The sequence below is a fragment of the Puniceibacterium sediminis genome, assembly GCF_900188035.1.
In the GTDB taxonomy this organism is placed as follows: Bacteria; Pseudomonadota; Alphaproteobacteria; order Rhodobacterales; family Rhodobacteraceae; genus Puniceibacterium; species Puniceibacterium sediminis.
This window is the reverse complement of record NZ_FZNN01000001.1, coordinates 59,993-86,131: the sequence shown is the minus strand read 5'-3', so window position 1 is coordinate 86,131 and position 26,139 is coordinate 59,993. Positions and strand designations below refer to the sequence as shown.

The following is a 26,139-nucleotide window of genomic DNA, read 5'->3' as shown; positions in this document are numbered from 1 at the left end:
GATATTTTCAGGCAGATGGAACGGGGCTTCAGTCCTGCGGCAGCATCCGCGCGGCAAGCCGCAGGGCGTGGCTTTTGTCCTGCGCCACGGCGGGCATCACCGGATCATAGGCGGCGCGGATCAATGCGCCGATCTCGGGGCGCAGAACCACGCGGCCATCCGCCAACTGACCCAAGGGCGAGCGGTCGACAAAGGCCCTGTCCGACCACAGCAATACCGTCTGCACCGCCTGGCTCAGCGCCAGTTCTTCGGCGGGCAGCGCAGCAAGCTGATCATCCATGCGCAGAAACACAAAGGCCGCCCGGATCGCACCGGCGGCATCGAAGCGAAAGACCCGGTACTGGTTCGCCCCGGCGCCCTGCAACCGCGCCACCAGCGGCACCAGATCCGGCACCAGCTTTTCCAGGTTGGGGACCTCGGGCAGTTCCGCCCAGTCGCGGCAAAAGAACACCATCAGGTTCGAACCCAACTCGGGGTCCATCTCAACCGTTTCAAGGCCCGCCAGCGCCGCCACGGCCTCGATCGCGCCCTTGATTACCGGCAAGCTTTCCGCCTCGATCCCGAAAACCACCGGCGCCAGTGCACGCGACCAGCGCGCAAAAAGGTAACTGCCATCGGCGCGGGTGAACAGCGCCTCTATGTCCTGCTGTGTCAGATCCTGCATTCGCCCTGCCTCACGTCTTTGGATTCGACGCGCATCTCGCATAGCTGACGGGCGGAAATCAATCGCACCGTCGGGGATCTGCGTGTACTCCCCCCGCTTCTTCGCTTTCCAAAGGCGCGTCCCTAGCCGAAAAGATCGCTCTGCCCCGCCGGTTTCGGCATCGGCAGCCCCATGTGATCCCAGGCCTTTTGCGCCAGCATCCGCCCACGTGGCGTCCGCTGGATCAGCCCCTGTTGCAGCAGGAAGGGCTCGATCACTTCCTCCAGCGCATCACGGCTTTCGCTCAGCGCCGCGCTCAGTGTCTCGATGCCCACCGGACCGCCCGCGTAATTATCGGCAATCAGTTGCAGATACCGCCGGTCCGCGCCGTCCAGCCCCAGATGATCCACGCCCAACCGCGTCAGCGATGAATCCGCCAGCGCCTTGGTCACCACACCGTCGCCTTCGACCACCGCGAAATCCACCACGCGGCGCAGCAACCGCCCGGCAATCCGGGGCGTGCCGCGCGAGCGGCGGGCAATCTCGCGCGCGCCGCCATCCTCGGCCGGAACGCCCAGCTTGATCGCATTGCGCGTGACGATGGAGTGCAACTCGTCCTCGGTATAGAACTGCAACCGCGTCGGAATGCCGAACCGGTCGCGCAGCGGCGTTGTCAGCAGGCCCAGCCGCGTCGTCGCCCCGACCAGCGTAAAGGGCTGCAATTCGATCCGCACCGTGCGGGCGGCAGGCCCCTCGCCGATCACCAGATCCAGCTCGTAATCCTCAAGCGCCGGGTACAGCACCTCCTCGACCGCCGGGTTCAGCCGGTGGATTTCGTCGATGAACAGCACATCGCGCGCCTCAAGGTTGGTCAGGATCGCCGCCAGATCGCCGGCCTTGGCCAGCACCGGACCCGAGGTCATGCGAAACCCCACGCCCAGCTCGCGCGCCATGATCTGCGCCAGCGTCGTCTTGCCCAATCCGGGCGGCCCGTGGAACAGCGTGTGATCCATCGCCTCGCCGCGCATCCGGGCGGACTGGATGAACACACGCAGGTTGGCTTTGGCCTCGGCCTGCCCGACAAAATCGTCAAGCATCTGAGGCCGCAGCGCGCGGTCAAAATCCTCGGGCTGCGCTTCGGGGCGCAGGGTCGGGTCAGGCTCGGCCATGGCTCACCCCGCTTTGATCCAGAATATTCATGCCTTTGGCGCCAGCAGCTTCAGCGCCGCGCGGATCAGATCCGGTGTTTGCGCGTCGGGCAGATCGCCCGCCGCCTGCGCCACCGCACCCGCCGCTTCACCGGGGCCGTACCCCAGGTTCCCCAGCGCCGACAAGGCTTCGGCCTGCGCCGAAGGGGCCGCGCGTGGCGATGGCGCCGACCGGGCCTTGGGCGTCGCAACCTCGATCACCTCGCCCAGATCATCCGCAGGCGATGGCGCCACCGCCGCGCCCATGGCCATCACCACCGGCGCCTTGTCCTTCAGCTCCAGCACGACACGCTGCGCCGTCTTGGGGCCGATGCCCTTGGCCGCCTTGACGGCGTTGATATCCCCCAGCGCAATCGCGCGGCTGACGCCATCCGGTCCCAACGTGCCGAGAATGGCCAGCGACGCCTTGGCCCCGACCCCCTGCACCGACATCAGCAACCTGTGCCATTCCTTTTCCACCAGCGACAGGAACCCGAACAACTGCAACAGATCCTCGCGCACCAGCAGGTCGGTGAACAGCGCCGCCGCCTCGCCCGGGCCGGGCAGCGCCGCCATGGTCCGGTCCGAACAATAGACGATATAGCCGACGCCGCGCACGTCGATCAGCACGTGATCTTCGCCCTTGTATTCGACCCGCCCCGCGATACGCCCGATCATTCCCGCAACTCCCGCAGGGCAGGCACCCGGGCGTGATGCGCGTGACAAATGGCAATCGCCAGCGCATCCGCCGCATCGGGGCCGTGGATCTCGGCGTCTTTCAGCTGCATCTTCACCATGTGCAGCACCTGCGCCTTGTCCGCATGGCCCACGCCGACAACCGTCTTCTTGACCTTGTTAGGCGCATATTCCCCGACCTCCAGCCCGAACTGTGCAGGCACCAGCAATGCAATCGCCCGCGCCTGCCCCAGCTTCAGCGTCGCCACGGCATCCTTGTTCACGAATGTCAGCTCAACCGCCGCCACCTCGGGTGCATAACGGTGCAGAACTTCGGTCAGTTGCAAGTGCAAGGACAGCAGCCGCGGCGCCAGTTCGGGCCCGGCACTGGTGCAAACCCCATTCGCGACATGCCTGAGTCGGCTCCCATCGACGTCGATCACGCCCCAGCCAAGGTTGCGCAACCCCGGATCAATGCCCAATACCCGCATGCCTGTCGCCTTTTATATATTTTCGCAGAGGGTTAGCACGAAACGCGAACACGCGCCAAGCCCTGTTGCACGCGGCCCGAAAACGACACTACCCGTACATAGGCGACACGGACCTTGCCAAATTGTCTGCATACGTACGATTCAAAACACCCCGCTGTCATAATTTTGTCAAAGATAACAATTTCTTAACCACTATTTTTGCTATGCGTTTTTTGCATGTAACCCATGCAATTTTGGTGGCTTGTACGTTCACAAACCGCCTACTAGATGAGCATCAACAAAACGCAATGCCCGCTTTATGAGAAGGATCAAGATTATGGCTGCTTTTGATACGTCGCGCTCTTTTGGCCATGCTGGTCTGATCGGTAACATTTTCGTCTCCGCGCTGGACACCCCGCGCACCCGCAGCGGCGCAGGCCTGTCGGTTCAGATCGCTGAACTGTTCAAGTCGGCTTTCGGCGCTGTCTCTGCCTGGAACGATGCCCGCATCACCCACAAGAGCCTGTCGCGTCTGTCCGATCGTGAACTCGACGATATCGGCCTGACCCGCAGCGAGATCTACATGGTCTCCCGCACCTGAAAATTCGCCCAATCGGGTGAACAAGGCCGCGTTCCTTTGCTGGAACGCGGCCTTTTCGTGTCTGCCGCCCCGCCGGTGGCTGACAAACCCACAAAAAAGGCGCGCCACCCTGTTACAGGTGACGCGCAAATATCGCTTGAACTCATATAGCCTTCATTTGGCCCAGCAACGGCCCCTGCCCGACACCGGCCAACACCCAAGGCGCCTTTGACTGGCAAACTGACAGACCGCGTCGGCAATGCGTCAAACAACCCGGTCCCGCCGCCCGACAAACGGCGCGAAGCAGATCAGGCCTTTTGCAGCGTCAGCGTCGTCCACTCGCCAATTTCCTGACGCCGGACAAGGGCGATGCCGTTCTCGGCGTAGGCGGCAATCACGTCATCCGCCTGTTCGTTCAGAATGCCCGACAGAATCGCATAGCCCTGCGCGCCGATATGACGTCCCATATCGGGTGCCAGGTCGATCAACGGGGCCTTGAGGATGTTGGCAAAGACCAGATCAAAAGGTGCCGCCGCCAGCAGGTCGGGATGCTCGAACCCTGTGGCCTCGACGCATTTCACCTGACCGGTCAGTTTGTTTGCGATCACATTCGCCTCGGCCACGTCGACCGCAACTTCGTCGATATCGCTGGCCAGCACCGGACCGGGCCAGATCCGCGCCGCGCCCATCGCCAGCACGGCCGTGCCACAACCGATGTCGGCCACGCTCTTGCCGACAAAGCCGCCCGTCGCCAATTCGTCCAGCGCGCGCAAACAGCCCAGCGTCGTGCCGTGGTGCCCGGTGCCAAAGGCCATCGCCGCCTCGATCAGCAGCGGCTCGCAGCCCTCGGGCACCTTGTCCGCGTCATGGCTGCCGTAGACAAAGAACCGACCGGCCTCGACCGGCACCAACTCGCGGCGCACCTTGGCCACCCAATCCGTCTCGGGGACCTCGGAAATCGCAAAGGGCCGCGCTCCATAGGCCGCCGCCAGCAGCGCCAGCTCGGTCTCTTCGGGCTGCTCTTCGAAATAGCCGCCGATCTCCCACAGGCCCGATCCGTCTTCCATCTCGAAAACGCCAACGCCGGTGGGCTCGGGCCAAAGCGCTTCCATGGCCTCGCCAAGGGCTTCAGCTGCGTCCTTGCCCATCAGGGTCGTCAGGGCCGTAAAGGTTGTCATTGTCGCGCCATTTCCCCCGAACCGGGACCAGTGTGCCAGACAGGCCGCAAGGCCCTGCCAGAAGTGATGCGTCGTTTACACACGCAAACGCCCACACCGCAAGCCCCCCGCCCCGCTGGCCCCCCGCCCTGCAGACCATCAGCCCGTCGGCTATTCCGCCGGTGCCGGCAGCCCGCGGGAAAATATCGTCTCGTTGCCCGGCTCCGGGTGGCGCGGGATCATCAGCGCAAGGCCCAGCGACGTTGCCGCCATCCCCGCCGCCAGCAGGAATACGGACCCCGGCGATACCAGCCACAGATACCCCAGCAGCGCCGGCAGAAACACCGCCGCGATGTGGTTGATGGTGAACGCAACCGCCGCCGTCGGCGCAATATCCCCCGGGGCCGCGATCTTCTGGAAATAGGTCTTCAGCGCCAGCGCCAGCGCAAAGAACATATGGTCGACCACATACAGCGCTGCCGCCAGCACCACGCCCCAGCCAAACCAGTAAACCCCGCCATAGGCCAGAAAGACCAGGACCAGCCCGGTATATTCAAACATCAGCGTGTTGCGTTCGCCAAACCGGAACACCGCCCGCCCCATCAGGGGCGCAAAGATCATGTTGGCCACAAGGTTGATCAGGAACAGCCCCGTCACCTCGTCGACCTCGAACCCGAACCGCTCGACCATCATGAACCCGGCAAAGACCACGAATATCTGCCGCCGCGCGCCTGACATGAATTGCAGCAGGTAATACAGCCAGTACCGCCGCCGCAGGATCATCTTCTTGATCTGCGGATTGGGTGCCTCGAACCGGGGAAAGGCAAAGGCACAAAAGCCGACAATCAACAGGGTCGCCCCACCCGACACCATGTAGACAAAGTTGTAGGACAGATCGAAGGCCTTCCAGGTCATCACGATCAGCACATAGGCGACCAGCGTCGCCCCCGACGCGGCGGCCAGCAGCAGCCCCAGCATCTGCGGCGCGCGCCCCTTCGGCAACCACTGCAATTGCAGCGACTGGTTGACCGTCTCATAATAATGAAACCCGATCGAACTCAGCATCGTGATGGTCAGGATGCCGCTCAGATGCGGGAACCACGCCGTCACCGCCGTCGCGCATCCCAGCAGCGTGAGTGCTACCAGCGCCAGAACCTGTTCGTGGACAAAGATGATGATCGCGATCACACCAACGGCCAGAAAGCCGGGGATCTCGCGCACCGTATGCAGCCAGCCGATGTCGGCCCCGTCGAACTGCGCCGCGTCGATGACAAAATTGTTGAGCAGCGCCGACCAGGTCGCAAAGGACAGCGGCATCGCGATGGCCATGAGGAAAAGCAAGGTCACAGGCCGCCGCCAAATCGGCAAATCCCCGGCATCCGCCAGCCGCACAATCCGCCTCATCTCACGCCCTCACTTTTTCAGGCCGGATCAAATCTTCCCGGCGTCTTCTCTTTCCAAATACGCGAATGCCACCCGCTGGCCCGTCGCAAGGCTGCTTTTGCGCGGGCCAGTCGCCAAAACGCAATTAGCCATACGCCAGCCATACGGTTTCCATACGCGTTCCATACGGTTGCCAGCCAGTGAAAACTGCTCAGTTGCGGATCTTCCAACCGGTCCGGAAAATCCACCAGATCGCGCCCAGACACAGCCCGGTGAACAGCCCGATCGCCAGCAGGCTGAGGCCGATCGGTACATCTGCCGAGCCAAAGAACGCCCAGCGAAATCCGGAAATCAGGTAGACCACCGGGTTGAACAACGCCACCGTCTGCCATGCGTGAGGCAGCATCGAAATCGAATAAAACGACCCGCCAAGGAACACCAGCGGCGTCACGATCAGCAGCGGAACCAGTTGTAATTGCTCAAAGTTTCCAGCCCATATGCCGATGATGAAGCCCAGCAACGAAAAGCTCAGACAGGTCAGCACCATGAAGGCGAGCATCGCAAACGGGTGCTGAATGCTCAGGTCCACGAACAGCGCGGCCGTGCCCAGAATGACAAGGCCGATGAACATCGCCTTGGTCGCCGCCGCCCCCACATAGCCCATCACGATCTCAAGGAAATTGATCGGCGCGGACAGCAGTTCATAGATCGTGCCGATGAATTTCGGGAAATAGATCCCGAACGAAGCATTTGAAATCGCTTGGGTAATCACGCTCAGCATGATCAATCCCGGCACGATGAAGGCACCATAGGACACGCCCTCGACCTCTTCGATCCGGCTGCCGATGGCCGCGCCAAAGACCACGAAATAGAGCGAGGTCGAGATGACAGGCGAAATGAAACTCTGCATCAGCGTGCGGAAGAACCGCGCCATTTCAAAGAAGTAGATCGACTTGACTGCTTCCCAGTTCATGCCGCGTCCCCCGTCTCTTGAACCAGCCCGACAAAGATGTCCTCAAGCGAACTCTGACTGGTCCGCAAATCCCGCAGCACCAGCCCCGCCGCGCTCATCGCCGCCATCAGCTTGGCAATCCCGGTTCGCTCGGCCCGTGTGTCATAGGAATAGATCAGCGAATCTCCGTCCTCGGCCAGCTCCAGCTTGAATTCTCCAAGTGACTGAGGAATCTCGGAAATCCTCTCCTGAAGCTCGATCCGCAGCTGCTTTTGCCCCATCCGGGTCATCAGCGCGTCCTTGTCTTCGACCAGCAAAAGCTGCCCCTTGTTGATCACCCCGATCCGGTCGGCAATCGCCTCGGCCTCTTCGATGTAATGGGTGGTCAGGATGATCGTCACGCCATCCGCCTTCAGCTTGGCCACGATCTCCCACATGTCCCGGCGCAGTTCCACGTCCACGCCCGCCGTCGGCTCGTCCAGAAACAGAACACGCGGCTCATGGCTCAGCGCCTTGGCGATCAGCACCCGCCGTTTCATGCCGCCAGACAGTGCCCGGATCGGCGTGTCCTTCTTGTCCCACAGCGACAGCTGGCGCAGGATCTTCTCGATCAGCGCATCATCCTTGGCCTTGCCGAACAGCCCGCGCGAAAGCCGGACAGTGTTCCACACCTTCTCGAACGGTTCCAGGTTCACCTCTTGCGGGACAAGACCCACAAGTGACCGCGCCGCGCGGTACTGCGTGACCACGTCATGCCCCCCCACCCGGATGGTGCCGGATGTGGCCTGCGTGATCCCGCAAATGGTTGAAATCAGGGTCGTTTTGCCTGCCCCGTTCGGGCCAAGCAGCGCCAGGATTTCACCTTCCTCGATGTTCAGGGTGACGCCCTTGAGCGCCTCGAACCCGCCATCGTAGACCTTTTTGACATCGTCAATCTGCACGATCGCCGTCATAGCGCACCTCCGAATCCTGTCGGCAACCTAATCCGATCGCCTCACAGCGCAATGTGCAAATCCGCGTAGCCCCTGTGCCCGTCCGGCCCTTGCCAGCCAACTGACACGACACTCTCAGAGCTATCCCGACATTTCATCTGTCCAAAGAATATTCCGGGGGAACCGCCCGTCAGGGCTGCGGCGGCAGCCCCCCCAAAACAGCGTTCAGCTCCCGCGCACCGTGTCGATCATCAGCTGCACATTCTCGGGATTCCCGTCCGGGGTGATCCCATGCCCCAGATTGAAGATATGCGGCCCCTTGGAAAACGCCTTTACCACCCGCCGCGTCGCTGCCACGAGCGCATCACCACCGGTCACCATGTGGGACGAGGCGAGGTTGCCCTGCACGCATCCCGAAACCTGCACATGCTCTGCCGCCCATTCCGGCGTCACGCTATCGTCCACCGCCACGCAATCTGCGCCCGTCGCCGCATGGAACCCGATATATCCCTCACCAGCCTGACGCGGAAAGGCGATGACAGGAATGCCCGGGTGCCGCCGTTTGAGCTCCTGCGTGATGATGCGCGCGGGTTCTTTCGCATAGCGGTCGAAATCCGCACCCTTCAGCGATCCGGCCCAGCTGTCGAAAAGCTTGACGACCTCGGCCCCGGCGTCGATCTGACGCGACAGGTATTCGATCGTGCCCTCGGTAATCCTGTCCAGAAGCTGTTCGAACAACGCGCGGTTGCCGTCCTTCAGCGCATGGGCAGGCCCCTGATCCGGTGTACCCTGCCCTGCGATCATATAGGTCGCCACCGTCCAGGGCGCGCCCGCAAAGCCGATCAGCGTCGTCTCTTCGGGTAGTTCGCGGCGCAGGATCTTGATGGTCTCGTAGATCGGGGACAGCGTGTCATCGATGGCGCTCACCGGTTTCAGCGCGGCGAAATCCGATTCAGACGTGATGGTGGATAGACGCGGGCCCTCGCCGGTCACGAACCACAGATCGGCGCCAAGTGCCTGCGGCAGCAGCAGAATGTCAGCGAACAGGATCGCCGCGTCGAACCCATACCGGCGGATCGGTTGCAGGGTGACTTCGGCGGCAAGCTCGGGATTGTAGCACAGGGACAGGAAGTCACCCGCCTGGGCGCGTGTCGCCTTGTACTCGGGCAGATAGCGGCCGGCCTGGCGCATCATCCAGATCGGCGGCGTTGGCAGAGTTTCGCCCGCCAGCGCGCGCAGGATGGTCTTGGTCATGGGAAACGTCCTTTTCGATTTGCAGGTTGGTCCGATGCCAGCGCCGATATGTCAACCCGGGACAAGGCCCGGGAGAAGGATTGTCAGTCCAACTTGTCGCCGTTATGGCTGTGCCATGAGAACAGATTTGCCCACCCCCGCCACCCCCCTGCGCATCGGCACCCGCGGTTCACCGCTGGCGCTGGCGCAGGCGCACGAGACTCGCGACAGGCTTGCCCAGGCCTTCGATCTGCCGCACGAGGCATTTTCGATTGTCGTCATCAAGACCACCGGCGACCGGATACTGGATCGCCCGCTGAAAGAGATCGGCGGCAAGGGCCTGTTCACCCGCGAGATCGAAGAGGACCTGCTGTCTGGCGCCATCGACATCGCCGTGCATTCGATGAAGGACATGCCGGTGCTGCAGCCGGGCGGCCTGCTGCTTGACACCTACCTGCCGCGCGAAGATGTGCGCGACGCCTTCATCTCACCCGAGTTCAGCAGCATTGCCGAATTGGCCCCGGGCGCGGTGGTCGGCACATCGTCCCTGCGCCGCCGTGCGCAACTGCTGCACCGCAGGCCGGATCTGACAGTGGTGGAATTCCGCGGCAACATGCAGACACGCCTGAAAAAGCTTGCCGATGGCGTGGCGAGCTGCACCTTTCTGGCCATGGCCGGGCTGAACCGGATGCAGATCCCGGGCGTGCCACACACCCCCATCGCCACCAACGACATGCTGCCCGCCGTTGCGCAGGGCGCCATCGGGATTGAACGACGCGCGTCCGACGACCGCGTTGCCGAGATGCTGTCGGCCATCCACCACATCCCCACCGGCCAGCGCCTTGCGGCCGAGCGCGCCTTTCTCGCGCGGCTCGACGGGTCGTGCGAAACGCCGATTGCTGGCCTTGCAGAACTCGACGGCGGTACGTTGAACCTGCGCGGCGAAGTGCTGCGGCCCGATGGATCGGTGGCTCATCCCGGTCGGCGCGAGGGGCCAATTGCGGACGGGGCCGAGATGGGCCGCGATCTGGCGGCGGAATTGCTGGGCACCGCCGGTCCGGGCTTTTTCGACTGGCATACCGGCGCACCGAAGGTCTAAAGCAGCCCGCGCAGGCCCCGCAAGAGGCCTGCGTCGTTAATCCGGGAACACCTTGCCCGGATTGAGAATCCCGCGGGGATCAAGCGCTGCCTTGATCGCCTTCATCGCCGAAACTGCCACCTTGTCCTTGCGCCGCGCCATGCTGGGCCGCTTGGTGACCCCGATCCCATGTTCGGCGGAAAACGACCCACCCAAGGCTAGCGCCTCCTCTTCGACCGCCTCCATGATCGCATCGCAATGCACGGGGTCCGGGTTTCCGGGCCAAACGGTATAATGCACATTCCCATCCCCCAGATGCGACACCAGCATCAGTTCCGCCTGCGGGTCCAGAACCGCCAGACGCAGGTTCATCCGGTCCAGAAAGACCGATACCTTGTCCAGCGGTACGGCGATGTCATTGTTGACCATCGGATTGCGGCTGACCAGCAGCGACCCCGCCGCCTCGCGCCTCTCCCATATCTCGGCGCGCTGCGCTTCGTTCTGGGCCACCACCGCATCAAGCACCCTGCCGCTTTCCAGCATGTCACCCAATACCTCCTCCAGATATCCCACAAGCGGCACCTCTCCGTAGGGTCCGGGCGTTGCATCCCGTGGGGCTGTGGCGGCGATTTCGACCATGATGCAATGTGCATGTTCGGTATCGAAGGGCGGACGGGACTGCGGGTTGTGGCGGGCATATACCTCAAGATACGCCTGCGGCATGTATTCAAATGCCTCAACCGCGCCACCGGTTGCCATCTGCAGCGCATTCAGTAGCGACAGTGCATCGTCCAGAGACGCCACCGCCACCATCGCGGTGGCCGTGGCGGCGGGCCTTGGCACGAGCTTCAGCACCGCCTGCGTGATCACACCCAGCGTCCCCTCTGCCCCGACCATCAGGTGTTTCAGGTTCAGACCCGAGTTGTCCTTGTGCAGTTCAGACATCAGATTCATCACCTGACCGTCGGCCATCACCACCTCGATCCCCAGTACCAGATCGCGAGTATTGCCATAGCGCAGCACGTTCGACCCTCCCGCATTGGTGCTAAGGAAACCACCCACCATGCTGGACCCGCGCGCACCAAAGGTCAGCGGAAACACCAGCCCCTTTGCCAGTGCCGCCTCGTGCAGATTGGCAAGAATCACACCCGCTTCGACAACCGCAATCCGTGCCTCGGGCCGGATCTCGCGCACGCGGTTCATCCGGTCGAGCGACAGCATGATCGCACCCTCGGCAAAAGTGCCCCCGGCAAGCCCGGTATTCCCCGAGACCGGCACCACCGGCATCCGCGCATCAAACGCCACCTTCATCACCGCCGACACCTCTGCGGTCGAAGCGGGGCGCACCACGCAAAGCGGCGTCCAGTGATAGGCGCCGGTCCAGTCCTGCGACCACGGCGCGGCGTCGGCGCCGGTCAGGACCGCGCCATTCCCAACCGCACGCCGAAGCGCGCCAAGAACGTCGCTCATGGCACAGGGGCCTTGAAGGTCAGCGACGCCCAAAGCGATTCCCACGCGTATCCATCATGCGTGGTGGGATCCAATTCGTTGAATACCACCGAATCCACCAGATATTCGTGCCCCGCCTCGACCGGCAGAATGACCTGACCCTGATCATTCGTGCGGTGATAGGTCGACACACCCTTGGCCTCGCCCGGGGCTTTGTCGAAAAGCTCTACCTGCACATCGGCGCGCGGCTTGCCCTCGTAGAGAACCCGCACCGCAAATCCGTCCAACAGATTGTCGGTATAGGGGTTGGTTTCGGCCACAATCTCGGTCCGCAGACCCACTTCACGGTCTGCACCCTTGGCGTCGCCAATGCCAATCAGGCTCTTGGCAAAACGGGTGTATAGCTCTTTGACCGACTGTTTCGTCAGACCGCGTTCCAGATGACGCTCCTGGGCCCAGGTGATATCCTTGTGTTCCGTGAACCCCACGAAGGTTTCCCATTTGGGATAGGTCAGGGAGTAGTCTCTGGTCACATGCACCACGACCGCCAGACCTTCGCCCTCTGCCGCCATGTTCAGCGCTGGACGATCCCCGGCGCGGCCCTCGACCGGGATCACGTCGTCACCGCGCACCAGATCGAAACGCGTAAAATTCCCCGGTACATAGGGAAAGGCGGACCCTTCAAAGCCCTGCCCCACCCGAATATCGGCCAGAAGCGTGGTCCCGGCCGACACCTGATACTCTACCGGAGAGATCCAGAATTCATGCGCCGTCGCGGGCAAAGCAGCCAACAGCGTGGCCGCGAACGTGAATTTCGAGGTGAGGATTTTCAGAAATGACATGCTCTAATCCGACCCTCTGACCTGCTGGCGCTGCACACCCAACCCCGCGACACCCAGTTCCATGACATCCCCGGCCTTCAGGTAGAGCGGGGGTTTCATCCCCATGCCTACCCCGGGCGGGGTGCCGGTTGCGATCACATCTCCGGGATGCAGCGTCATGAATTGCGACAGATGCGCGATGATCTGGGCCACGGTGAAATGCATCGTCCGGGTCGTGCCGTCCTGACGCCGCACGCCATTCACGTCAAGATACAGCGCCAGATCCTGCGGATCGCCGACCTCGTCCGGAGTCACCAGCCACGGTCCGATGGGCCCGAAGGTATCGGCCGATTTGCCCTTGATCCACTGACCGGAACGGCGGATCTGGAAATCGCGTTCGCTGACGTCATTGATCACGCAATAGCCTGCCACATGGTTCAGTGCCTCGGCCTCGGTCACGTATTTCGCCTTTTTGCCAATGACGAACCCCAGCTCGACCTCCCAATCGGTGGCGGTTGATCCGCGCGGAATTTCCACATCGTCATTGGGGCCGACGATGCAGGATGTCGCTTTGGAAAAGACGATCGGTTCCTGTGGCAGGTCCATGCCGGCCTCGGCGGCGTGATCGGCATAGTTCAGCCCGATCGCCAGGAACTTGCCCACTGCGCCGACGCAGGGTCCGATGCGCGGGGTGCCATGGACCAATGGCAGGTCTTCCGGGTCCAGCGCGGCGAGCGCCGCAAGGCTCTGCGGCAGCAATGAAATGCCCGCAAGGTCCATCACATGCGCCGACAGATCGCGCAATCCGCCCGAAGCATCAAGCATTCCCGGCTTTTCCGCGCCCGCAGGTCCGTATCTCAGAAATTTCATGGCTCGCTCGCTCCCTCACTCCGTTTCAGGCAACATTAAAGGGAATTGGCGCGACTTCAATTGGTGGACACGTCAGGGATGCTCCTGGGGCTGCGACTCAATCTGCGCAGCCTCTCGACACTTGACCAGAAGACGCAAAGCGCAGCGGACAGATGTGCCTCAGTCCAGCGTATCCGCAAGCCAGTTGCGCAGCAGGAAATGAGCAATTGCACCATTACGGGCCGGCAGGATTTCCGGGTGCTGCCCGGCAAAGGCCACGGCCAGTTCTTCGCGACTGACCCAGCGTGCCTCTTCGATCTCGACCGGGTCGATGACAATCTTGTCGCTCAGCGCCTCGCCCCGGCACCCAATCATCAGCGAGGCGGGAAACGGCCAGGGCTGGCTGGCGAGGTAACTTACCGCGCCGACCTGAACGCCGGCCTCTTCGAACACCTCGCGGCGCACTGCTGCCTCGATCGCCTCACCGGGTTCGACGAAACCGGCAAGGCAGGAATACATTCCCTTGGGCCAGCCGGGCGAACGGCCCAAAAGCACCGAATTGCCCCGCAGGATCAGCATGATCACCACCGGATCGGTGCGCGGGAAATGATGCGCGCCGCAGGCCGGGCAGACCCGTTGCCATCCGGCCGAAGCGATGTCCGATGCCGCCCCGCAGCACGCACAGAACCCATGCCGGGAGTGCCAGGAAAGGATCGCCTTTGCGCTGGCCGCAAGTTCAGCATCGCGGGGGCTGAGGCCGGTCATCACCCGCCGCAGTTCGGCAAAGCGCTGACCGGGGGCAAGGCTGGGGTGCACCTGTTCGCTAAGGTCCGAAAAACCGCCCAACTGCCCGAGGTCCTGCCCTTCGGGTTGCCAATTGGAAATATCGTGGGCGAAGCGTGCCGCGCCGTCTTCGCGGCCCAACAGGATCGGCTCGGCACGGGCTTCGGCCAGAACCGGATGATCCAGCGGCAGGCGTACCAACTCCTGCGCGCCCTCATCCCCGCTTACCAGAGGCTTGCCCTGCCACATCAGTATCGTGCGTGTATCGGATGCCAGCAGTGCTGCCGCCAGCGCCGGGATATCCCCGCGCAATTCTGCCGCGCGGTCCAGTGCCGAGCCGCCGAATGTCACTTCTTCTGCATGCCGCATGCCGCACCTATTCCTGACCCGTGGTTGCACAATTTCCATGCCATGGTCGCGCACCGGAGGCAAATGCCTTTCTTCGTTGACTTTTTTTCGCCCGCGGCAAAAACTCTTACTGTCAACCGCTGGTAAACCCCGGTTAGTGCAAGTCAACGCTAGGGGGGCCCGCCTGTCTGACCCAAGGTTAGGCAGCACCGCCATACCGGCTGTCACAATTGTCGTTATCCTGTCATCGACCTCAGATTCGGGAACCCAGCATGTCAGCCTCCTCGTCCTCAAAACTTACCCGTCGCGCCTTGTTGGCGGGCACTGCCGCAAGCAGCGCCTTGATCGCATTGCATCCCTATTCCGCCTTTGCCGCAACCGGGCAGGCACATCTGAGGCTTCTTGAAACGACCGACCTGCATGTGCACGTCCACCCGTATGACTATTATGCCGACAAGCCCGTGGATACTGTCGGTCTTGCCCGTACTGCGGCAATCATCAACGACATCCGCGCCGAGGCGACAAATAGCCTGCTGCTGGACAACGGCGACTTTCTGCAGGGCAACCCGATGGGCGACTACATCGCTTATGAGCGGGGAATGAAGGCCGGCGACATGCACCCGGTCATCACGGCCATGAACACCGTGGGATATGATGCCGGGACCATCGGCAACCATGAATTCAACTACGGGCTCGATTTCCTGATGAATTCGACCGCCGGGGCGGACTTCCCCATCGTGCTGGCCAACATCGCCACCAAATCCGGCGCGGGGCCGCGCGATGACACGACACTGTTCAAACCCTACGTGATCCTGGACCGCACCGTCACCGACGGCGCCGGGAACACCCATCCGATCAAGGTGGGCGTGATCGGCTTCACCCCGCCGCAGGTGATGAACTGGGATCGCAAGAACCTCGAAGGCAATGTGCAGGCACGCGACATCGTCGCCACGGGAGAAGCCTGGGTGCCCGAGATGAAAGAGGCCGGTTGCGATATCATCATCGCCCTGTCCCATTCGGGTATCGGCGCAGCGCAACCGACCGAAGGCATGGAAAACGCCTCTGTCCCCGTCGCGGCGATTGATGGCATCGATGCCGTGATGACCGGCCATTCGCATCTCGTCTTCCCCTCGCCGACCTATGACGGATATGCCGGCGTCGACGTGACCAAGGGAACCATCCACGGCAAGCCCGCCGCCATGGGCGGTTTCTGGGGCAGTCACCTCGGGGTGATCGATCTGCTGCTGGAACGCGAAGGCAACGTCTGGCGGGTGGTCTCCAGCACCTCTGAGGCGCGCCCCATTTCGCAGCGCAACGAAGACCGCAGCATCACCGCGCTGGTGGAAAGCGATCCCGCCGTGATTGCCGCGACCGCAAAGGAACACGAGGAAACGCTGGCCTATGTGCGCCGCGCGGTTGGCAAGACCTCTGCCCCGTTGCATTCCTACTTTGCGCTGGTGGCGGATGACCCATCGGTTCAGATCGTGTCGATCGCGCAGACATGGTACATCACCGAAATGATGCAAGGCACCGAATACGAGGGCCTGCCGATCCTTTCAGCTGCCGCGCCTTTCAAGGCCGGCGGACGTGGCGGCGCGGAATACTACACGGATGTGCCCGCCGGTGATGTGGCGATCAAGAACGTGGCCGACCTTTACCTGTATCCCAATACCGTCCGCGCGGTGAAAGTGACGGGTGCCGAGGTGAAGGACTGGCTGGAACGCTCGGCTGGGATGTTCAACCAAGTGGCAGCCGGAAAGGCAGATCAGCCGCTGCTGAACCCGGACTTTCCAAGCTACAATTTCGACGTGATCGACGGGGTGACCTATCAGATCGACCTGTCGCAGCCGTCGAAATTCGATCCCAAAGGCGTGCTGCTGAACTCAGAGGCGCAGCGCATCGTGTCTCTGGCTCATAACGGCGCCCCGGTCGATCCGGGTCAGGAATTCATCATTGCCACGAACAACTATCGCGCGGGCGGCGGCGGTTCCTTTCCCGGTGCCTTGGGCGATACCGTCGTGTTCGAGGCGCCCGACACCAACCGCGACGTGATCGTGCGCTACATCGTCGAACAGGGCACCATCAACCCCTCCGCCGATGCCAACTGGTCGTTTGTGCCGATGCCCGGCACCTCGGTCATGTTCGAGACGGGGCCAAAGGCGCGTGACTACGCCGACAAGGTTTCCAGCCTCACGCTTGAGGACGCGGGCGACACCGCAGAAGGGTTCGCGCAGTTCCGCATTCTGCTTTAGCGGCACGGCACATATTAAATTACGGCGCCCGCATACAGGCTTGTGGCCTTGTGCGGGCTTCCTGTGTTGAAGCGGTTCATGCCAGCGTCGGCGCGGACTCCGTGCGCTGTCGAGGCCCGCATGAAACACGCTTGAGATGTAGGGAGCGCCACTGAGCGCCAAGCTGTAATCGCCCCTTTCGGCGCGGGCCGCTCGACACCGGGTTGGCTGCATGGTCTATGCAGCGCCGAAACTGTGCCAAAGGATATCCCCATGCTGCGCCTCATCGTCCTGCTCCTCGCCCTTGGATTGCTGGGTGCATGGCTCACTCTCCCGAACGAAGACCGGGCCGAATCCGCGTTGCGCGCTACGCTTCTGGACTCCCTTGCATCCAAGGATCTCAAGGGCAAGGATGCAGTGACCTCTGCCGCGTTGATGGGCTGCCGTCTCAACCCCGAAGGCTGCTACGATCTGGTTCGCGCGGGTTTGAAGACAACCTATGAAGATCGCACCTTTTATGCCGTCGTTACCGTCACGGGATTTGATCGCAGCGCCACATGCTACGGCGCTTTCAATACTTTCACCTGCCCCGGCGGCTTTGCGCCGAAATGAGCCAGCGCATAAACTACAGCGCTGTCCTGTTTGACCTTGACGGTACCCTGATCGACAGCGAACGCCTCAGCATTGCTGCCGGGCAGGCCGCCTTTGCCGCCCTTGGCCACGCTGTCGAGCAGACCTTCCTGCACCAGCTGATCGGCAAGGATCGCAACAGCGGGGATGCAATCCTGCGTGCGCAACTGCCGAATCTCGACCTGGACGCGCTGGATCACCACTGGACCATCGAAGCAAGGCGCCTGCACACAGCGGGGATCGACCTCAAACCCGGTGCGCTGGCCCTTCTGAACGACCTCGCAGCGCGGGAAATCCCCTGCGGAATCGTGACCTCATCGCAATCAATCTCTGCACAGGAAAAGATCAGCCTGACCGGTCTGGACAAATACTTCTCCACCGTCGTCACCGTAAACTGCGTCACACGCGCGAAACCCGCACCTGACGCCTATCTGCTGGCGGCGCAGCGTCTTGAGGTTGACCCGACCGCGTGCCTCGTTTTCGAGGACAGCGATACCGGCGCGCAAGCCGCCCACACCGCCGGGATGCGCGTGGTACAGGTCCCTGATCTGCTTCCTACCGCCGGGCATCATGCGCACCACGTCGCACCAAGCCTGCTTGCGGGTGCCCGGGCCGCTGGATTCAACTGATGTGAAAGCCGGGTTGCGAATCCGATTTTCAGACCCTATGTAGTCCGTCGAGGGGTTGGCGCGGGCAGGCGCCTCGCCAACCCGGTCAGATCCGGAAGGAAGCAGCCGTAACGAGCCCCGCTTGGGTCGTTGTCAGCCTCTCACCTAAGTTTCAGGTCGCACAGCGACTTGAAACGTGCCGCATAGGTTGCGTTTCCTGAAAACGCACCACAGGCGGCGCAGGAATAGATTTTCCGCGCCCCATTACGCCGATCACCGATTCACATGTGCAGGTTTCGCCTATTCGGCATGGCGCACGAAAATCGCACGCCCCCGAGTTGCCGCCATCGCCCAGGCCATCTGCGCATCCGTTTCCACCGCACAGGGCCGAACATGCCGAAGCCGCGCCAGCGCCTCGTCCGGGGCCTCTCCGGCCTCGATCATCAGGCGCAACGCTACCATGCCAGATCGCCCGCAACCGCCCCGGCAATGTATCAACACCCGGCCACCCCCGGCCAATGCAGCCAGCACCTGCGCCGACACCTTTGGCCAAGCCTGAAGAAAGGCCGCCCCGGGCGTATCGAAATCCTCGATCGGCAGATGCACCCAGCGGGTGCCCTGATCCTGAAGGCGCGCGCCAAGATCCCGAACGCCCCCACCAATCATCTCAACCTCGGTGGTCAGGGAAATGACGATGGCAGGTGCCCAGCCATGGATATGCTCAAGGTCTTCGCCATAGGTGCCATCCGACCCGGGCAGCGGCGCAATTGCGAGGATCCCGTCCCCCACATGAACGGCATGCATCACCGTCATCGCCTCAAAGCTCCGCCGCGCCGAAGGTATCGCAGGTGTCGATCTGCCCGCTGTTGTACCCCTTTGCAAACCATGAAGACCGCTGCTTTGACGTCCCATGGGTAAAGGTGTGCGGCTGCGGGACGCGTCCTGCGCGCTTTTGCAGATAATCGTCGCCGATCCGCTTTGCGGCATTCAAGGCCTCGTCAAGATCGCCGGGCTCCAGAATGCCATTGACCGACTGCGCCCAGACCCCCGAAAGACAATCCGCCTGAAGCTCCAGCCGCACGGTCAGTGCATTGGCGTCGCGCTCAGAGGCGGACTGCCGCAGCCTGTTGACCTCGCCCAGAATGCCCAATTCGTCCTGCACATGATGCGCAACTTCGTGGGCGATGACATAGGCGGCGGCAAAATCGCCCTGCGCGCCCAACTCCTGCGCCAGAGTGGCAAAGAAATCCGTATCGAGGTAGGCCTTGTTGTCGGCCGGGCAGTAGAACGGGCCAGTCGCCCCGCTCGCGCCGCCACAGGGTGACTGCGTGACCCCGGAATAAAGGACCATGATGGGTGGCGCATATTCCGCGCCCAGTTGTTCTGCGAAGAGACGATCCCAGACTGTTTCGGTGGTGGCCAGAACCTGCGCGGAGAATTCGCCCGCCTGTTCTTCGGCCGCGCTAAGCTCGCGCGGAGCCGAGCTTTCTTGCGGCAGCTGGCTTAGCAGTGGTGTGACGTCGATCCCGGCAAAATAGCCTATCGCCAGAACCACGAGCAAGCCGACCCCGCCGATGCCTGCTTTGCCGCCGCCACCCGACCGACGCCGGTCTTCAACGTTGCGGCTGCCGCGCACACCTCTGAGACGCATATATCTTCCCCCTGATCATCACCCGCCGCGATGATACACGACCCATGTCCCCGGTAAACAGGAACCGGGCCTGCGCAGCGGTCTTGGAAACAAACCGCCAGCCGCCTGAAAGTTCCGGAGGCATTGGACACTACCGTACGACCAGCCCGGATTTCGTATGTCCATGAATATTCTCGGGGAGGGGCGGTCAGTGGCAAGACGGGGGGCAGACAGCCCCCCTCCCACCTCGGCGATTAGACGACCTGACCGGGATGCGCCTCAGCCCATGCCTCAAGAAAGGCCGCGACATCCTCGCGCCCCGCCTGCCCGATCATCTTCCGAGGCAGGGCCACACCCTGCCGCAGTGCCAGTTCCAAACAGGCCAGATAATCCCGACCGTCTTGCTGGAGGTTGTTTTCCGAACCGTGAATGATCGTGCTCAACAGCGTGCCCCCATAACCGTTGACGTGACTCAGATCGGGCCGCAGGCTCAGGAAATATTCCAGCACTTCGGGCAAACCACTCCATCCCGCGACTTGCACCGGGGTCAGCCCTTCGGAATCCGTGCCGTCGTATTCCACGCCCAGCCCGACGAGACGGCGGATGTGATCCAGACGGCCCGGCAAATGCAGGATTTGCCGTAGAATGGTCCGGTACGCCTCGGGCAACTTATCGGGATCGATGAAGATGCCGGGGCGCAGATCACCATCCGCCGCCTGCGCCAATAGCTTTTCCTCCCGGGTCAGGGGGATCGCGGCACCGCGCTCTTCGATCGCGTCCGCCACGATCCGGTTGCCATGAACCCGCGCATAGGAATAGGCGCTGACGCCCTGATAGGGCCGCGCCGGATCCGCGCCATGTTCCAGCAGCAGTGCCACCATTTCGACCCCGGAACCGCGCCGCGCTGCGTGATGCAGGGCCGGGATGGTCCAGGGCTGCACGTCGACCGCATCGGTGTCGTCAAAATCATCCGGCTGCGCGCCATGCTCCAGCAGCATCCGAACTGCCGCGACATCGTCGAAATCCATCGCCCGCAGCAGCGCATTGGTGCCTTTCGGGTCGGCGCCGTGCGCCAGCAGCATCCGCAGCCCGTCGTGATGGCCAAGTTCGGTCGCATGATACAGCGATTCGCCGTCGTTCGGGTCAGCGCGGTGGTCCAGAAACCAGCGCGCCAGCACCATGTTGTCCGAATGACCCAAGGCCCCGTAAAGCGCCGAAAGGGCACGATCCGGCGCTGCCTCCGCGGCATACCCGTCGTTCACATCCGCCCCGGCAGTCTTCAGCGCCTCGGCGACCGCAAGCATGTCCGCCTCAAGATCAGGGCGCTGCTTGATCCACTTGGAAAAAGCGAGGTGCAGGATCGGCCGCCGCGGGCCGAATGTCTGCACCGCCAGCCCGGGGTCACGTGCCAGCGCCGACACGACGGCAGCACGGTCGTACAGGGCGCATTGCAGCCCGAACAGCCCATCGGCAAGATCCGGCGTTTCGTCCAGCAGCTGTTCGGCGGCCCAGCCATGACCGTGAAACAGCGCGACCTTCAGCCGCTGCTGCCGCGCCGCGCGGTCCATGCCAATCGTCTCGGCGGCCAGCTTCAGCCGGGGCCAGCTTTCGAAATCATGTTCCCGGGCGATGACGTGCAAGAAGTCGGCATGTTTCAGCGCGCCCAGATCTGCACGTGGCACATGCGCCTTTAACCGCTCCAGCGCGCCGGGTGCGCGCGCTGCATGGGCTTTTTTCAGCGCCTTGGCGTCGCGGCGCAGGGAATCGAGGGTAATATCGGTCGGAAAGGCCGGGGATAGGGCCATGTCAGGTTCCTCCTGTCGCTGCCCGAGGATCCGCTACTGTCCGGGCACAGAAAAAAACCAAATGTGGTCTTTCACGTCGCAAGGCAGGTGCAGCACGCTTTCCGCGGATCAGGTGGCCCCCTGCCCCGGGACCTGCCGTAATCATACCGCCGACCCAACCAGACACGCAAGCCCGTGCGCGCATCCCGGTGGCAAAGGTTTGTGCAGCGACGGATGAGACCTGGCCGGTCGCGCATCTGCGGTGGACGCGCCGCACCGCAACCCGTAGTTTGGCAGCGAACCCCGAAAGAGGCCATGCATGTCCGACGCGCCCAAGTATCAGGTCCTTGCCCGCAAGTACCGCCCCGAAACCTTTGTCGATCTCGTCGGGCAGGACGCGATGGTGCGTACGCTCAGGAATGCCTTTGCCGCCGACCGCATCGCGCAGGCCTTTATCATGACCGGCATCCGTGGCACCGGCAAAACCACCACCGCGCGGATCATTGCCAAGGGCATGAACTGCATCGGCCCGGACGGCACCGGCGGCCCCACGACCGACCCCTGCGGGCAGTGCGAACACTGCACCGCGATCATGGAGGGGCGGCATGTCGATGTGATCGAGATGGACGCCGCGTCCAACACCGGCGTCGCCAACATCCGCGAGATCATCGATTCCGTGCACTACCGCGCGGCTTCGGCCCGCTACAAGGTCTACATCATCGACGAAGTGCACATGCTGAGCACCGGGGCCTTTAACGCGCTGCTGAAGACGCTTGAAGAACCGCCCGCGCATGTGAAATTCATCTTTGCTACCACTGAAATCCGCAAGGTTCCGGTGACGGTCCTGTCGCGCTGCCAACGGTTCGATCTGCGCCGCATCGAACCCGAGGTGATGATCGCCCTGCTGCAAAAGATCGCCGGTTCCGAAGAGGCGCAGATCAGTGACGACGCGCTTGCCCTGATCACCCGCGCCGCCGAAGGATCAGCCCGCGACGCGACCTCGCTTCTTGATCAGGCGATAAGTCATGGCGCAGGCGAGACGACGGCAGAACAGGTCCGCGCCATGCTGGGCCTTGCCGACCGTGGTCGGGTGATGGACCTGTTCGACCTGATCATGCAGGGCGACGCGGGGGGGGCATTGTCCGAACTCAGCGCGCAGTATTCCGAAGGTGCCGATCCAATGGCCGTGCTGCGCGATCTGGCCGAGGTCACGCATTGGATTTCAGTCGTCAAGATCACGCCCGAAGCTGCCGAGGATCCGACAATCAGCCCGGATGAACGCACGCGCGGCCAGTCCATGGCCCAGCGTCTGGGAATGCGCCCGCTGACGCGGATGTGGCAGATGTTGCTCAAGGCGCTGGACGAAGTCGCTTCGGCACCGAATGCGATGATGGCGGCCGAAATGGCGGTGATCCGGCTGACCCATGTCTCGGAACTGCCCTCGCCTGAGGATCTTGTGCGCAAACTCCAGAACAGCGCACCGCCTGCGCCCGGGCCGGGTGGCTCTGGTGCAATCGGCGGGGCATCGGGCGGCGGCACGATGAGTGGTGCGACCTCTGCGGTATCACATCAACGCGCAGGCGGCGGTTCCGGCGGCCAGCCCGTTCAGGCGCTGGCGACTGAAGTCGACGCCGCGCTGGCCCGTTTCCCCAGTTTTGAGCATGTTGTCGAACTGATCCGCATCAACCGGGATGTGAAACTGTTGGTCGATGTGGAAACCGGTGTGCGCCTTGCTGCCTATCAGCCGGGCCGGATCGAATTCACTCCGGCCGACAACGCGCCCTCTGACCTTGCCCAGAAACTCGGCGCGGCGCTGCAAAGGTGGAGCGGCAACCGCTGGGCCGTGACCCTGGTCAATGATTGCGAAACGCCAACCATCGCGGAAAAGCGTGACGCGGCCGACATCGCCCTGCGCGCCACCGCGTCGGAACACCCGCTGGTCGTGGCCGCGCTCGCCGCCTTTCCCAAGGCCAGCATCCGCGACATCCGCAGCGCCGAGGCCATTGCCAATCTGGCTCAGGCCGAGGCCCTTCCCGAGGTCGAGGATGAATGGGACCCGTTCGAGGACGGCTGAATTCACCAGCGCAACAGTCGCGTGGCCCCCACAAAAACGCAGGACAATTCTGCGAAGTGCCACAAAGTTGCCAGTTCAGGAACAATGCTCCCCTTGTGACGCGCCCCCCCCGCGCGTATCTCTGGAACAACTCAACGGACAGGAGACAGACATGCTCAAGGGACTAGGCGGGCTTGGCGATATGGCCAAGATGATGAAGACCGCGCAGGAAATGCAAACCAAGATGACCGCCCTGCAGGAAGAGATGCACAACATCATGGTTGTAGGAGAGTCCGGCGCGGGCTTGGTCAAGGCGACCTGCTCGGCCAAGGGCGAACTCAAGGGGCTGGATATCGATCCTTCGATTTTCAACAAGGACGAAAAAGAAGTGGTCGAGGATCTGATCATGGCCGCAGTCAAGGACGCGCAGGGCAAGGCATCTGACCGCGCCCAGCAGGAAATGTCCAAACTGACCGAAGCCATGGGCCTTCCGGCAGACATGAAGCTTCCGTTTTGATGCTGAAACGGGCGCCGCGCGGACAGCTGCGGTTTGCCCCGCACGTCCCGGTAGCCCGGGTCTGACTTAGGCACCCTACCGGCATGAGCGAACGCACCGACATCGACGCACTGATCGACCTGATGGCCCGCTTGCCGGGCCTCGGGCCCCGGTCTGCGCGCCGCGCCGTGCTGCACCTCATCCGCAAGCGCGCCCTGCTGCTGACGCCTCTGGCAGATCTCATGCAGACGGTTGCCGCCACAGCGCGCGAATGTCTGAACTGCGGCAATATCGGCACCGGCGACATCTGTACCATTTGCGCAGACGAGAAACGCGCGAATGGGCTGCTTTGTGTCGTCGAAGATGTGGCCGACCTATGGGCGATGGAACGATCGGCGACTTTCAAGGGGCGTTATCACGTCCTGGGTGGCACGCTCTCGGCGCTGGATTCAGTCGGCCCCGAGGAACTGCGCATCCCGCGCCTAATCCACCGCGTGGATGCCGAAGAGATCACCGAAGTCATACTCGCGCTGAACGTCACCGTGGATGGCCAGACGACTGCACACTATATTACCGATCAGCTTGAGGGGCGCGTGACGCTCAGCTCGCTTGCCCAAGGGGTGCCGATCGGCGGAGAGTTGGACTATCTTGACGACGGCACTATTACCGCCGCATTGAACGCGCGCAAGCGGATCGAATAAGCACTGACCGGTGCCGGTGCTGCTCCCATACCGCAGATGTCCGACAGCCCTTACAAGCCCGGGATCGGCAGGCCAAAGGTCTGCGCCAGAAGTACGAAATTCAGCGTCAGGACAATCACCGCACCAAGGATTGCCAGCCCCCGCACCAAGGCCCCGGTGCGGAAATCCCCCATGATATCCACGCGCCCGGAAAACACGATCAGCGCCACCATCGGCACCGGCAGCGCGATGCTCAGCACCACTTGCGACATGACCAGCGCCTCGGTCGCATTCACCCCCAGGGCGACGACCACAAAGGCCGGGGTCATTGTTACAAGACGGCGGAACCAGATTGGCAGGCGCATGTTGATGAAGCCCTGCATGATCAGCTGCCCCGCCATCGTGCCCACGACCGAGCTTGAGATGCCCGAGGCGATCAGCGATACCAGAAACACCCCCGCCGCCGCCGCACCGAACAGCGGTGTGAGCGTGTGATAAGCGGTTTCGATCTCGGCCACTTCGCTGTAGCCCACGTGGAAGGCGCTCGCCGCCATCATGACCATGGCCATATTCACAAGGCCGGCCGCAGCCAGCGCCAGCACCACCTCGATATTTGAGAACCGAACCACCTTGCGCCTGTCGGCATCATTTTTGACAACCGCGCGGGCCTGAGTGAGGCCCGAGTGCAGATAGATCGCATGCGGCATGACCGTGGCCCCGATGATCCCCACGGCGATGGTCAGCGCCGTGGCATCCGGCAGGCTTGGCATGATGGCACCGCGCGCCGCATCCCCCCAGGCGATGGGCGCGATGAACACCTCGATCAGGAAGCATAACCCGATTACCCCGACCATTGCACCGATGATTAGTTCCAGTGGCCGGAAACCCTGAGCTTCGAACAGCAGGATGCCATAGGTGACGATGGCAGTTACCACCATGCCCGACATCAGCGGCATGTCGAACAGCAGGGCAAGACCGATTGCGCCGCCCAGGAACTCGGCCAGATCGGTGGCCATTGCAGCGATTTCGCTGACGAACCACATGGCAAGCACGACGGGGCGTGGGAAATGATCCTTGCACAGCTCGGCCAGATTGCGCCCTGTCACGATCCCGACCCGCGCCGACAATGCCTGAAACAGCATCGCGATCAGGTTGGCGGCCAGCACCACCCAAAGCAGGGAATAACCATAGCCCGCACCCGCCTGAATGTTCGTCGCGTAGTTGCCGGGATCCATATAGGCGACCGATGCGACGATGGCCGGACCGGCAAACACAAGCGCCGCGCGTGGCCCGCGCCGGGTGCCGGCCAGAACCTCGGCAATGGCTGATTGTGTGCGCCCGGTCGAGCCAGTGTTCATCCGGGAATCCGATGTGTTCTATCCGCCTGCATCCACACCGCAATATGGCTGCGGCGCCGATACTGTCAATCGATCATGGCTTGCCATGGTCGCCCGAACACGCTGGCAAATGAACGCGCGACTGAGCCG

25 protein-coding genes and 1 other RNA gene are annotated in these 26,139 nt (G+C 62.7%); 9 read left to right on the top strand and 17 right to left on the bottom strand.

The features are described 5' to 3' along the window. Positions 1-28: 28 nt before the first annotated feature. From CHB75_RS00440 to ruvC, 4 genes are all read right to left on the bottom strand, one after another. A complete protein-coding gene (locus CHB75_RS00440; protein WP_425439476.1) occupies positions 29-664 on the bottom strand; it encodes a hypothetical protein in 636 nt (211 codons plus the stop codon). 122 nt (positions 665-786) lie between these two features. Then, positions 787-1,812, bottom strand: a complete 1,026-nt coding sequence (gene ruvB, locus CHB75_RS00435; RefSeq protein WP_089268550.1) for a Holliday junction branch migration DNA helicase RuvB — start codon at positions 1,810-1,812, stop codon at positions 787-789. Positions 1,813-1,839: 27 nt separating this feature from the next. Further along, positions 1,840-2,508 carry a Holliday junction branch migration protein RuvA gene (gene ruvA / locus CHB75_RS00430; RefSeq protein WP_089268549.1) on the bottom strand — a complete coding sequence of 223 codons (669 nt, stop codon included), beginning with the start codon at positions 2,506-2,508 and terminating at the stop codon, positions 1,840-1,842. After that, complete coding sequence (gene ruvC / locus CHB75_RS00425) at positions 2,505-2,996, bottom strand: crossover junction endodeoxyribonuclease RuvC (RefSeq protein ID WP_089268548.1); 492 nt, start codon at positions 2,994-2,996, stop codon at positions 2,505-2,507. Before ruvC ends, ruvA begins: the two co-directional genes overlap by 4 nt. Positions 2,997-3,312: 316 nt before the next feature. Here ruvC and CHB75_RS00420 point away from each other — a divergent pair, with 316 nt between their 5' ends. Then, positions 3,313-3,576, top strand: a complete 264-nt coding sequence (locus tag CHB75_RS00420; protein WP_089268547.1) for a DUF1127 domain-containing protein — start codon at positions 3,313-3,315, stop codon at positions 3,574-3,576. Positions 3,577-3,863: 287 nt separating this feature from the next. Here the strand turns inward: CHB75_RS00420 and CHB75_RS00415 are convergent, their stop codons facing one another. From CHB75_RS00415 to hemE, 5 genes are all read right to left on the bottom strand, one after another. Next, positions 3,864-4,733 (bottom strand): 50S ribosomal protein L11 methyltransferase, encoded by an 870-nt coding sequence (locus CHB75_RS00415; protein ID WP_089268546.1) that lies wholly within the window; start codon positions 4,731-4,733, stop codon positions 3,864-3,866. A gap of 150 nt (positions 4,734-4,883) precedes the next feature. Continuing rightward, positions 4,884-6,116, bottom strand: a complete 1,233-nt coding sequence (locus tag CHB75_RS00410) for an MFS transporter (protein WP_089268545.1) — start codon at positions 6,114-6,116, stop codon at positions 4,884-4,886. Between the two features lie 190 nt (positions 6,117-6,306). Then, positions 6,307-7,068 (bottom strand): ABC transporter permease, encoded by a 762-nt coding sequence (locus CHB75_RS00405; RefSeq protein ID WP_089268544.1) that lies wholly within the window; start codon positions 7,066-7,068, stop codon positions 6,307-6,309. Next, entirely contained in the window at positions 7,065-8,000 is a 936-nt protein-coding gene (locus CHB75_RS00400; protein ID WP_089268543.1) for an ABC transporter ATP-binding protein, read from the bottom strand. Before CHB75_RS00400 ends, CHB75_RS00405 begins: the two co-directional genes overlap by 4 nt. Before the next feature lie 204 nt (positions 8,001-8,204). Further along, positions 8,205-9,233 (bottom strand): uroporphyrinogen decarboxylase, encoded by a 1,029-nt coding sequence (gene hemE, locus CHB75_RS00395; RefSeq protein ID WP_089268542.1) that lies wholly within the window; start codon positions 9,231-9,233, stop codon positions 8,205-8,207. A gap of 115 nt (positions 9,234-9,348) precedes the next feature. Between hemE and hemC the strand changes: the two genes are divergently transcribed. Then, positions 9,349-10,311, top strand: coding sequence for a hydroxymethylbilane synthase (gene hemC / locus CHB75_RS00390; protein ID WP_089268541.1), 963 nt, complete (start codon positions 9,349-9,351; stop codon positions 10,309-10,311). A gap of 36 nt (positions 10,312-10,347) precedes the next feature. On the opposite strand, the gene CHB75_RS00385 is transcribed toward hemC, so the two are convergent. From CHB75_RS00385 to nudC, 4 genes are all read right to left on the bottom strand, one after another. Continuing rightward, on the bottom strand, positions 10,348-11,760 hold the full coding sequence (locus CHB75_RS00385) for an FAD-binding oxidoreductase (RefSeq protein ID WP_089268540.1): 1,413 nt from the start codon (positions 11,758-11,760) through the stop codon (positions 10,348-10,350). After that, entirely contained in the window at positions 11,757-12,581 is an 825-nt protein-coding gene (locus tag CHB75_RS00380) for a DUF4198 domain-containing protein (protein ID WP_089268539.1), read from the bottom strand. Before CHB75_RS00380 ends, CHB75_RS00385 begins: the two co-directional genes overlap by 4 nt. A 3-nt stretch (positions 12,582-12,584) precedes the next feature. Then, positions 12,585-13,430, bottom strand: a complete 846-nt coding sequence (locus tag CHB75_RS00375) for a fumarylacetoacetate hydrolase family protein (protein WP_089268538.1) — start codon at positions 13,428-13,430, stop codon at positions 12,585-12,587. A gap of 159 nt (positions 13,431-13,589) precedes the next feature. Continuing rightward, positions 13,590-14,561 carry an NAD(+) diphosphatase gene (gene nudC / locus CHB75_RS00370; protein WP_089268537.1) on the bottom strand — a complete coding sequence of 324 codons (972 nt, stop codon included), beginning with the start codon at positions 14,559-14,561 and terminating at the stop codon, positions 13,590-13,592. 251 nt (positions 14,562-14,812) lie between these two features. On the opposite strand from nudC, the gene CHB75_RS00365 reads away from it, so the two are divergent. From CHB75_RS00365 to ffs, 4 genes are all read left to right on the top strand, one after another. After that, positions 14,813-16,792: a bifunctional 2',3'-cyclic-nucleotide 2'-phosphodiesterase/3'-nucleotidase gene (locus tag CHB75_RS00365; RefSeq protein WP_089268536.1), complete on the top strand. Its 1,980-nt coding sequence runs from the start codon at positions 14,813-14,815 to the stop codon at positions 16,790-16,792. A gap of 252 nt (positions 16,793-17,044) precedes the next feature. Further along, positions 17,045-17,383, top strand: coding sequence for a hypothetical protein (locus tag CHB75_RS00360; protein ID WP_089268535.1), 339 nt, complete (start codon positions 17,045-17,047; stop codon positions 17,381-17,383). Continuing rightward, positions 17,380-18,030 (top strand): HAD family hydrolase, encoded by a 651-nt coding sequence (locus CHB75_RS00355; RefSeq protein WP_176439031.1) that lies wholly within the window; start codon positions 17,380-17,382, stop codon positions 18,028-18,030. The genes CHB75_RS00360 and CHB75_RS00355 overlap by 4 nt, the downstream gene beginning before the upstream one ends. 48 nt (positions 18,031-18,078) lie before the next feature. Further along, an RNA gene (gene ffs / locus CHB75_RS00350) (signal recognition particle sRNA small type) lies at positions 18,079-18,176 on the top strand. Positions 18,177-18,309: 133 nt separating this feature from the next. Here the strand turns inward: ffs and CHB75_RS00345 are convergent. From CHB75_RS00345 to CHB75_RS00335, 3 genes are all read right to left on the bottom strand, one after another. Continuing rightward, positions 18,310-18,822 carry a protein-tyrosine phosphatase family protein gene (locus CHB75_RS00345; RefSeq protein ID WP_089268533.1) on the bottom strand — a complete coding sequence of 171 codons (513 nt, stop codon included), beginning with the start codon at positions 18,820-18,822 and terminating at the stop codon, positions 18,310-18,312. A 4-nt stretch (positions 18,823-18,826) separates the two neighbouring features. Next, positions 18,827-19,660: a KPN_02809 family neutral zinc metallopeptidase gene (ypfJ, locus tag CHB75_RS00340; protein WP_089268532.1), complete on the bottom strand. Its 834-nt coding sequence runs from the start codon at positions 19,658-19,660 to the stop codon at positions 18,827-18,829. 233 nt (positions 19,661-19,893) lie between these two features. Then, positions 19,894-21,444, bottom strand: coding sequence for an ankyrin repeat domain-containing protein (locus CHB75_RS00335; RefSeq protein WP_089268531.1), 1,551 nt, complete (start codon positions 21,442-21,444; stop codon positions 19,894-19,896). Positions 21,445-21,742: 298 nt separating this feature from the next. Between CHB75_RS00335 and CHB75_RS00330 the strand changes: the two genes are divergently transcribed. The 3 genes from CHB75_RS00330 (at position 21,743) to recR (ending at position 24,673) form a co-directional block, all read left to right on the top strand. Then, on the top strand, positions 21,743-23,497 hold the full coding sequence (locus CHB75_RS00330; protein ID WP_089268530.1) for a DNA polymerase III subunit gamma/tau: 1,755 nt from the start codon (positions 21,743-21,745) through the stop codon (positions 23,495-23,497). Positions 23,498-23,648: 151 nt separating this feature from the next. Then, positions 23,649-23,993 carry a YbaB/EbfC family nucleoid-associated protein gene (locus tag CHB75_RS00325; RefSeq protein WP_089268529.1) on the top strand — a complete coding sequence of 115 codons (345 nt, stop codon included), beginning with the start codon at positions 23,649-23,651 and terminating at the stop codon, positions 23,991-23,993. Between the two features lie 83 nt (positions 23,994-24,076). Then, positions 24,077-24,673, top strand: a complete 597-nt coding sequence (gene recR / locus CHB75_RS00320) for a recombination mediator RecR (protein ID WP_089268528.1) — start codon at positions 24,077-24,079, stop codon at positions 24,671-24,673. A 50-nt stretch (positions 24,674-24,723) separates the two neighbouring features. On the opposite strand, the gene CHB75_RS00315 is transcribed toward recR, so the two are convergent. Beyond that, positions 24,724-26,010: an Nramp family divalent metal transporter gene (locus tag CHB75_RS00315; RefSeq protein WP_089268527.1), complete on the bottom strand. Its 1,287-nt coding sequence runs from the start codon at positions 26,008-26,010 to the stop codon at positions 24,724-24,726. Between the last annotated feature and the right edge of the window lie 129 nt (positions 26,011-26,139).

Excerpts from the sequence above, each read along its gene's own strand:
- CHB75_RS00405 (WP_089268544.1), bottom strand. The coding sequence starts at position 7,068 with ATGAACTGGGAAGCAGTCAAGTCGATCTACTTCTTTGAAATGGCGCGG.
- CHB75_RS00400 (WP_089268543.1), bottom strand. The coding sequence starts at position 8,000 with ATGACGGCGATCGTGCAGATTGACGATGTCAAAAAGGTCTACGATGGC.
- CHB75_RS00360 (WP_089268535.1), top strand. The coding sequence starts at position 17,045 with ATGCTGCGCCTCATCGTCCTGCTCCTCGCCCTTGGATTGCTGGGTGCA.
- recR (WP_089268528.1), top strand. The coding sequence starts at position 24,077 with ATGAGCGAACGCACCGACATCGACGCACTGATCGACCTGATGGCCCGC.
- CHB75_RS00330 (WP_089268530.1), top strand. The coding sequence starts at position 21,743 with ATGTCCGACGCGCCCAAGTATCAGGTCCTTGCCCGCAAGTACCGCCCC.
- hemC (WP_089268541.1), top strand. The coding sequence starts at position 9,349 with ATGAGAACAGATTTGCCCACCCCCGCCACCCCCCTGCGCATCGGCACC.
- hemE (WP_089268542.1), bottom strand. The coding sequence starts at position 9,233 with ATGACCAAGACCATCCTGCGCGCGCTGGCGGGCGAAACTCTGCCAACG.
- CHB75_RS00410 (WP_089268545.1), bottom strand. The coding sequence starts at position 6,116 with ATGAGGCGGATTGTGCGGCTGGCGGATGCCGGGGATTTGCCGATTTGG.
- CHB75_RS00355 (WP_176439031.1), top strand. The coding sequence starts at position 17,380 with ATGAGCCAGCGCATAAACTACAGCGCTGTCCTGTTTGACCTTGACGGT.
- CHB75_RS00415 (WP_089268546.1), bottom strand. The coding sequence starts at position 4,733 with ATGACAACCTTTACGGCCCTGACGACCCTGATGGGCAAGGACGCAGCT.
- CHB75_RS00345 (WP_089268533.1), bottom strand. The coding sequence starts at position 18,822 with ATGACGGTGATGCATGCCGTTCATGTGGGGGACGGGATCCTCGCAATT.
- CHB75_RS00375 (WP_089268538.1), bottom strand. The coding sequence starts at position 13,430 with ATGAAATTTCTGAGATACGGACCTGCGGGCGCGGAAAAGCCGGGAATG.
- ruvA (WP_089268549.1), bottom strand. The coding sequence starts at position 2,508 with ATGATCGGGCGTATCGCGGGGCGGGTCGAATACAAGGGCGAAGATCAC.
- CHB75_RS00325 (WP_089268529.1), top strand. The coding sequence starts at position 23,649 with ATGCTCAAGGGACTAGGCGGGCTTGGCGATATGGCCAAGATGATGAAG.
- CHB75_RS00385 (WP_089268540.1), bottom strand. The coding sequence starts at position 11,760 with ATGAGCGACGTTCTTGGCGCGCTTCGGCGTGCGGTTGGGAATGGCGCG.
- ypfJ (WP_089268532.1), bottom strand. The coding sequence starts at position 19,660 with ATGCGTCTCAGAGGTGTGCGCGGCAGCCGCAACGTTGAAGACCGGCGT.
- ruvB (WP_089268550.1), bottom strand. The coding sequence starts at position 1,812 with ATGGCCGAGCCTGACCCGACCCTGCGCCCCGAAGCGCAGCCCGAGGAT.
- CHB75_RS00380 (WP_089268539.1), bottom strand. The coding sequence starts at position 12,581 with ATGTCATTTCTGAAAATCCTCACCTCGAAATTCACGTTCGCGGCCACG.
- CHB75_RS00335 (WP_089268531.1), bottom strand. The coding sequence starts at position 21,444 with ATGGCCCTATCCCCGGCCTTTCCGACCGATATTACCCTCGATTCCCTG.
- CHB75_RS00420 (WP_089268547.1), top strand. The coding sequence starts at position 3,313 with ATGGCTGCTTTTGATACGTCGCGCTCTTTTGGCCATGCTGGTCTGATC.
- ruvC (WP_089268548.1), bottom strand. The coding sequence starts at position 2,996 with ATGCGGGTATTGGGCATTGATCCGGGGTTGCGCAACCTTGGCTGGGGC.
- CHB75_RS00315 (WP_089268527.1), bottom strand. The coding sequence starts at position 26,010 with ATGAACACTGGCTCGACCGGGCGCACACAATCAGCCATTGCCGAGGTT.
- CHB75_RS00365 (WP_089268536.1), top strand. The coding sequence starts at position 14,813 with ATGTCAGCCTCCTCGTCCTCAAAACTTACCCGTCGCGCCTTGTTGGCG.
- nudC (WP_089268537.1), bottom strand. The coding sequence starts at position 14,561 with ATGCGGCATGCAGAAGAAGTGACATTCGGCGGCTCGGCACTGGACCGC.
- CHB75_RS00440 (WP_425439476.1), bottom strand. The coding sequence starts at position 664 with ATGCAGGATCTGACACAGCAGGACATAGAGGCGCTGTTCACCCGCGCC.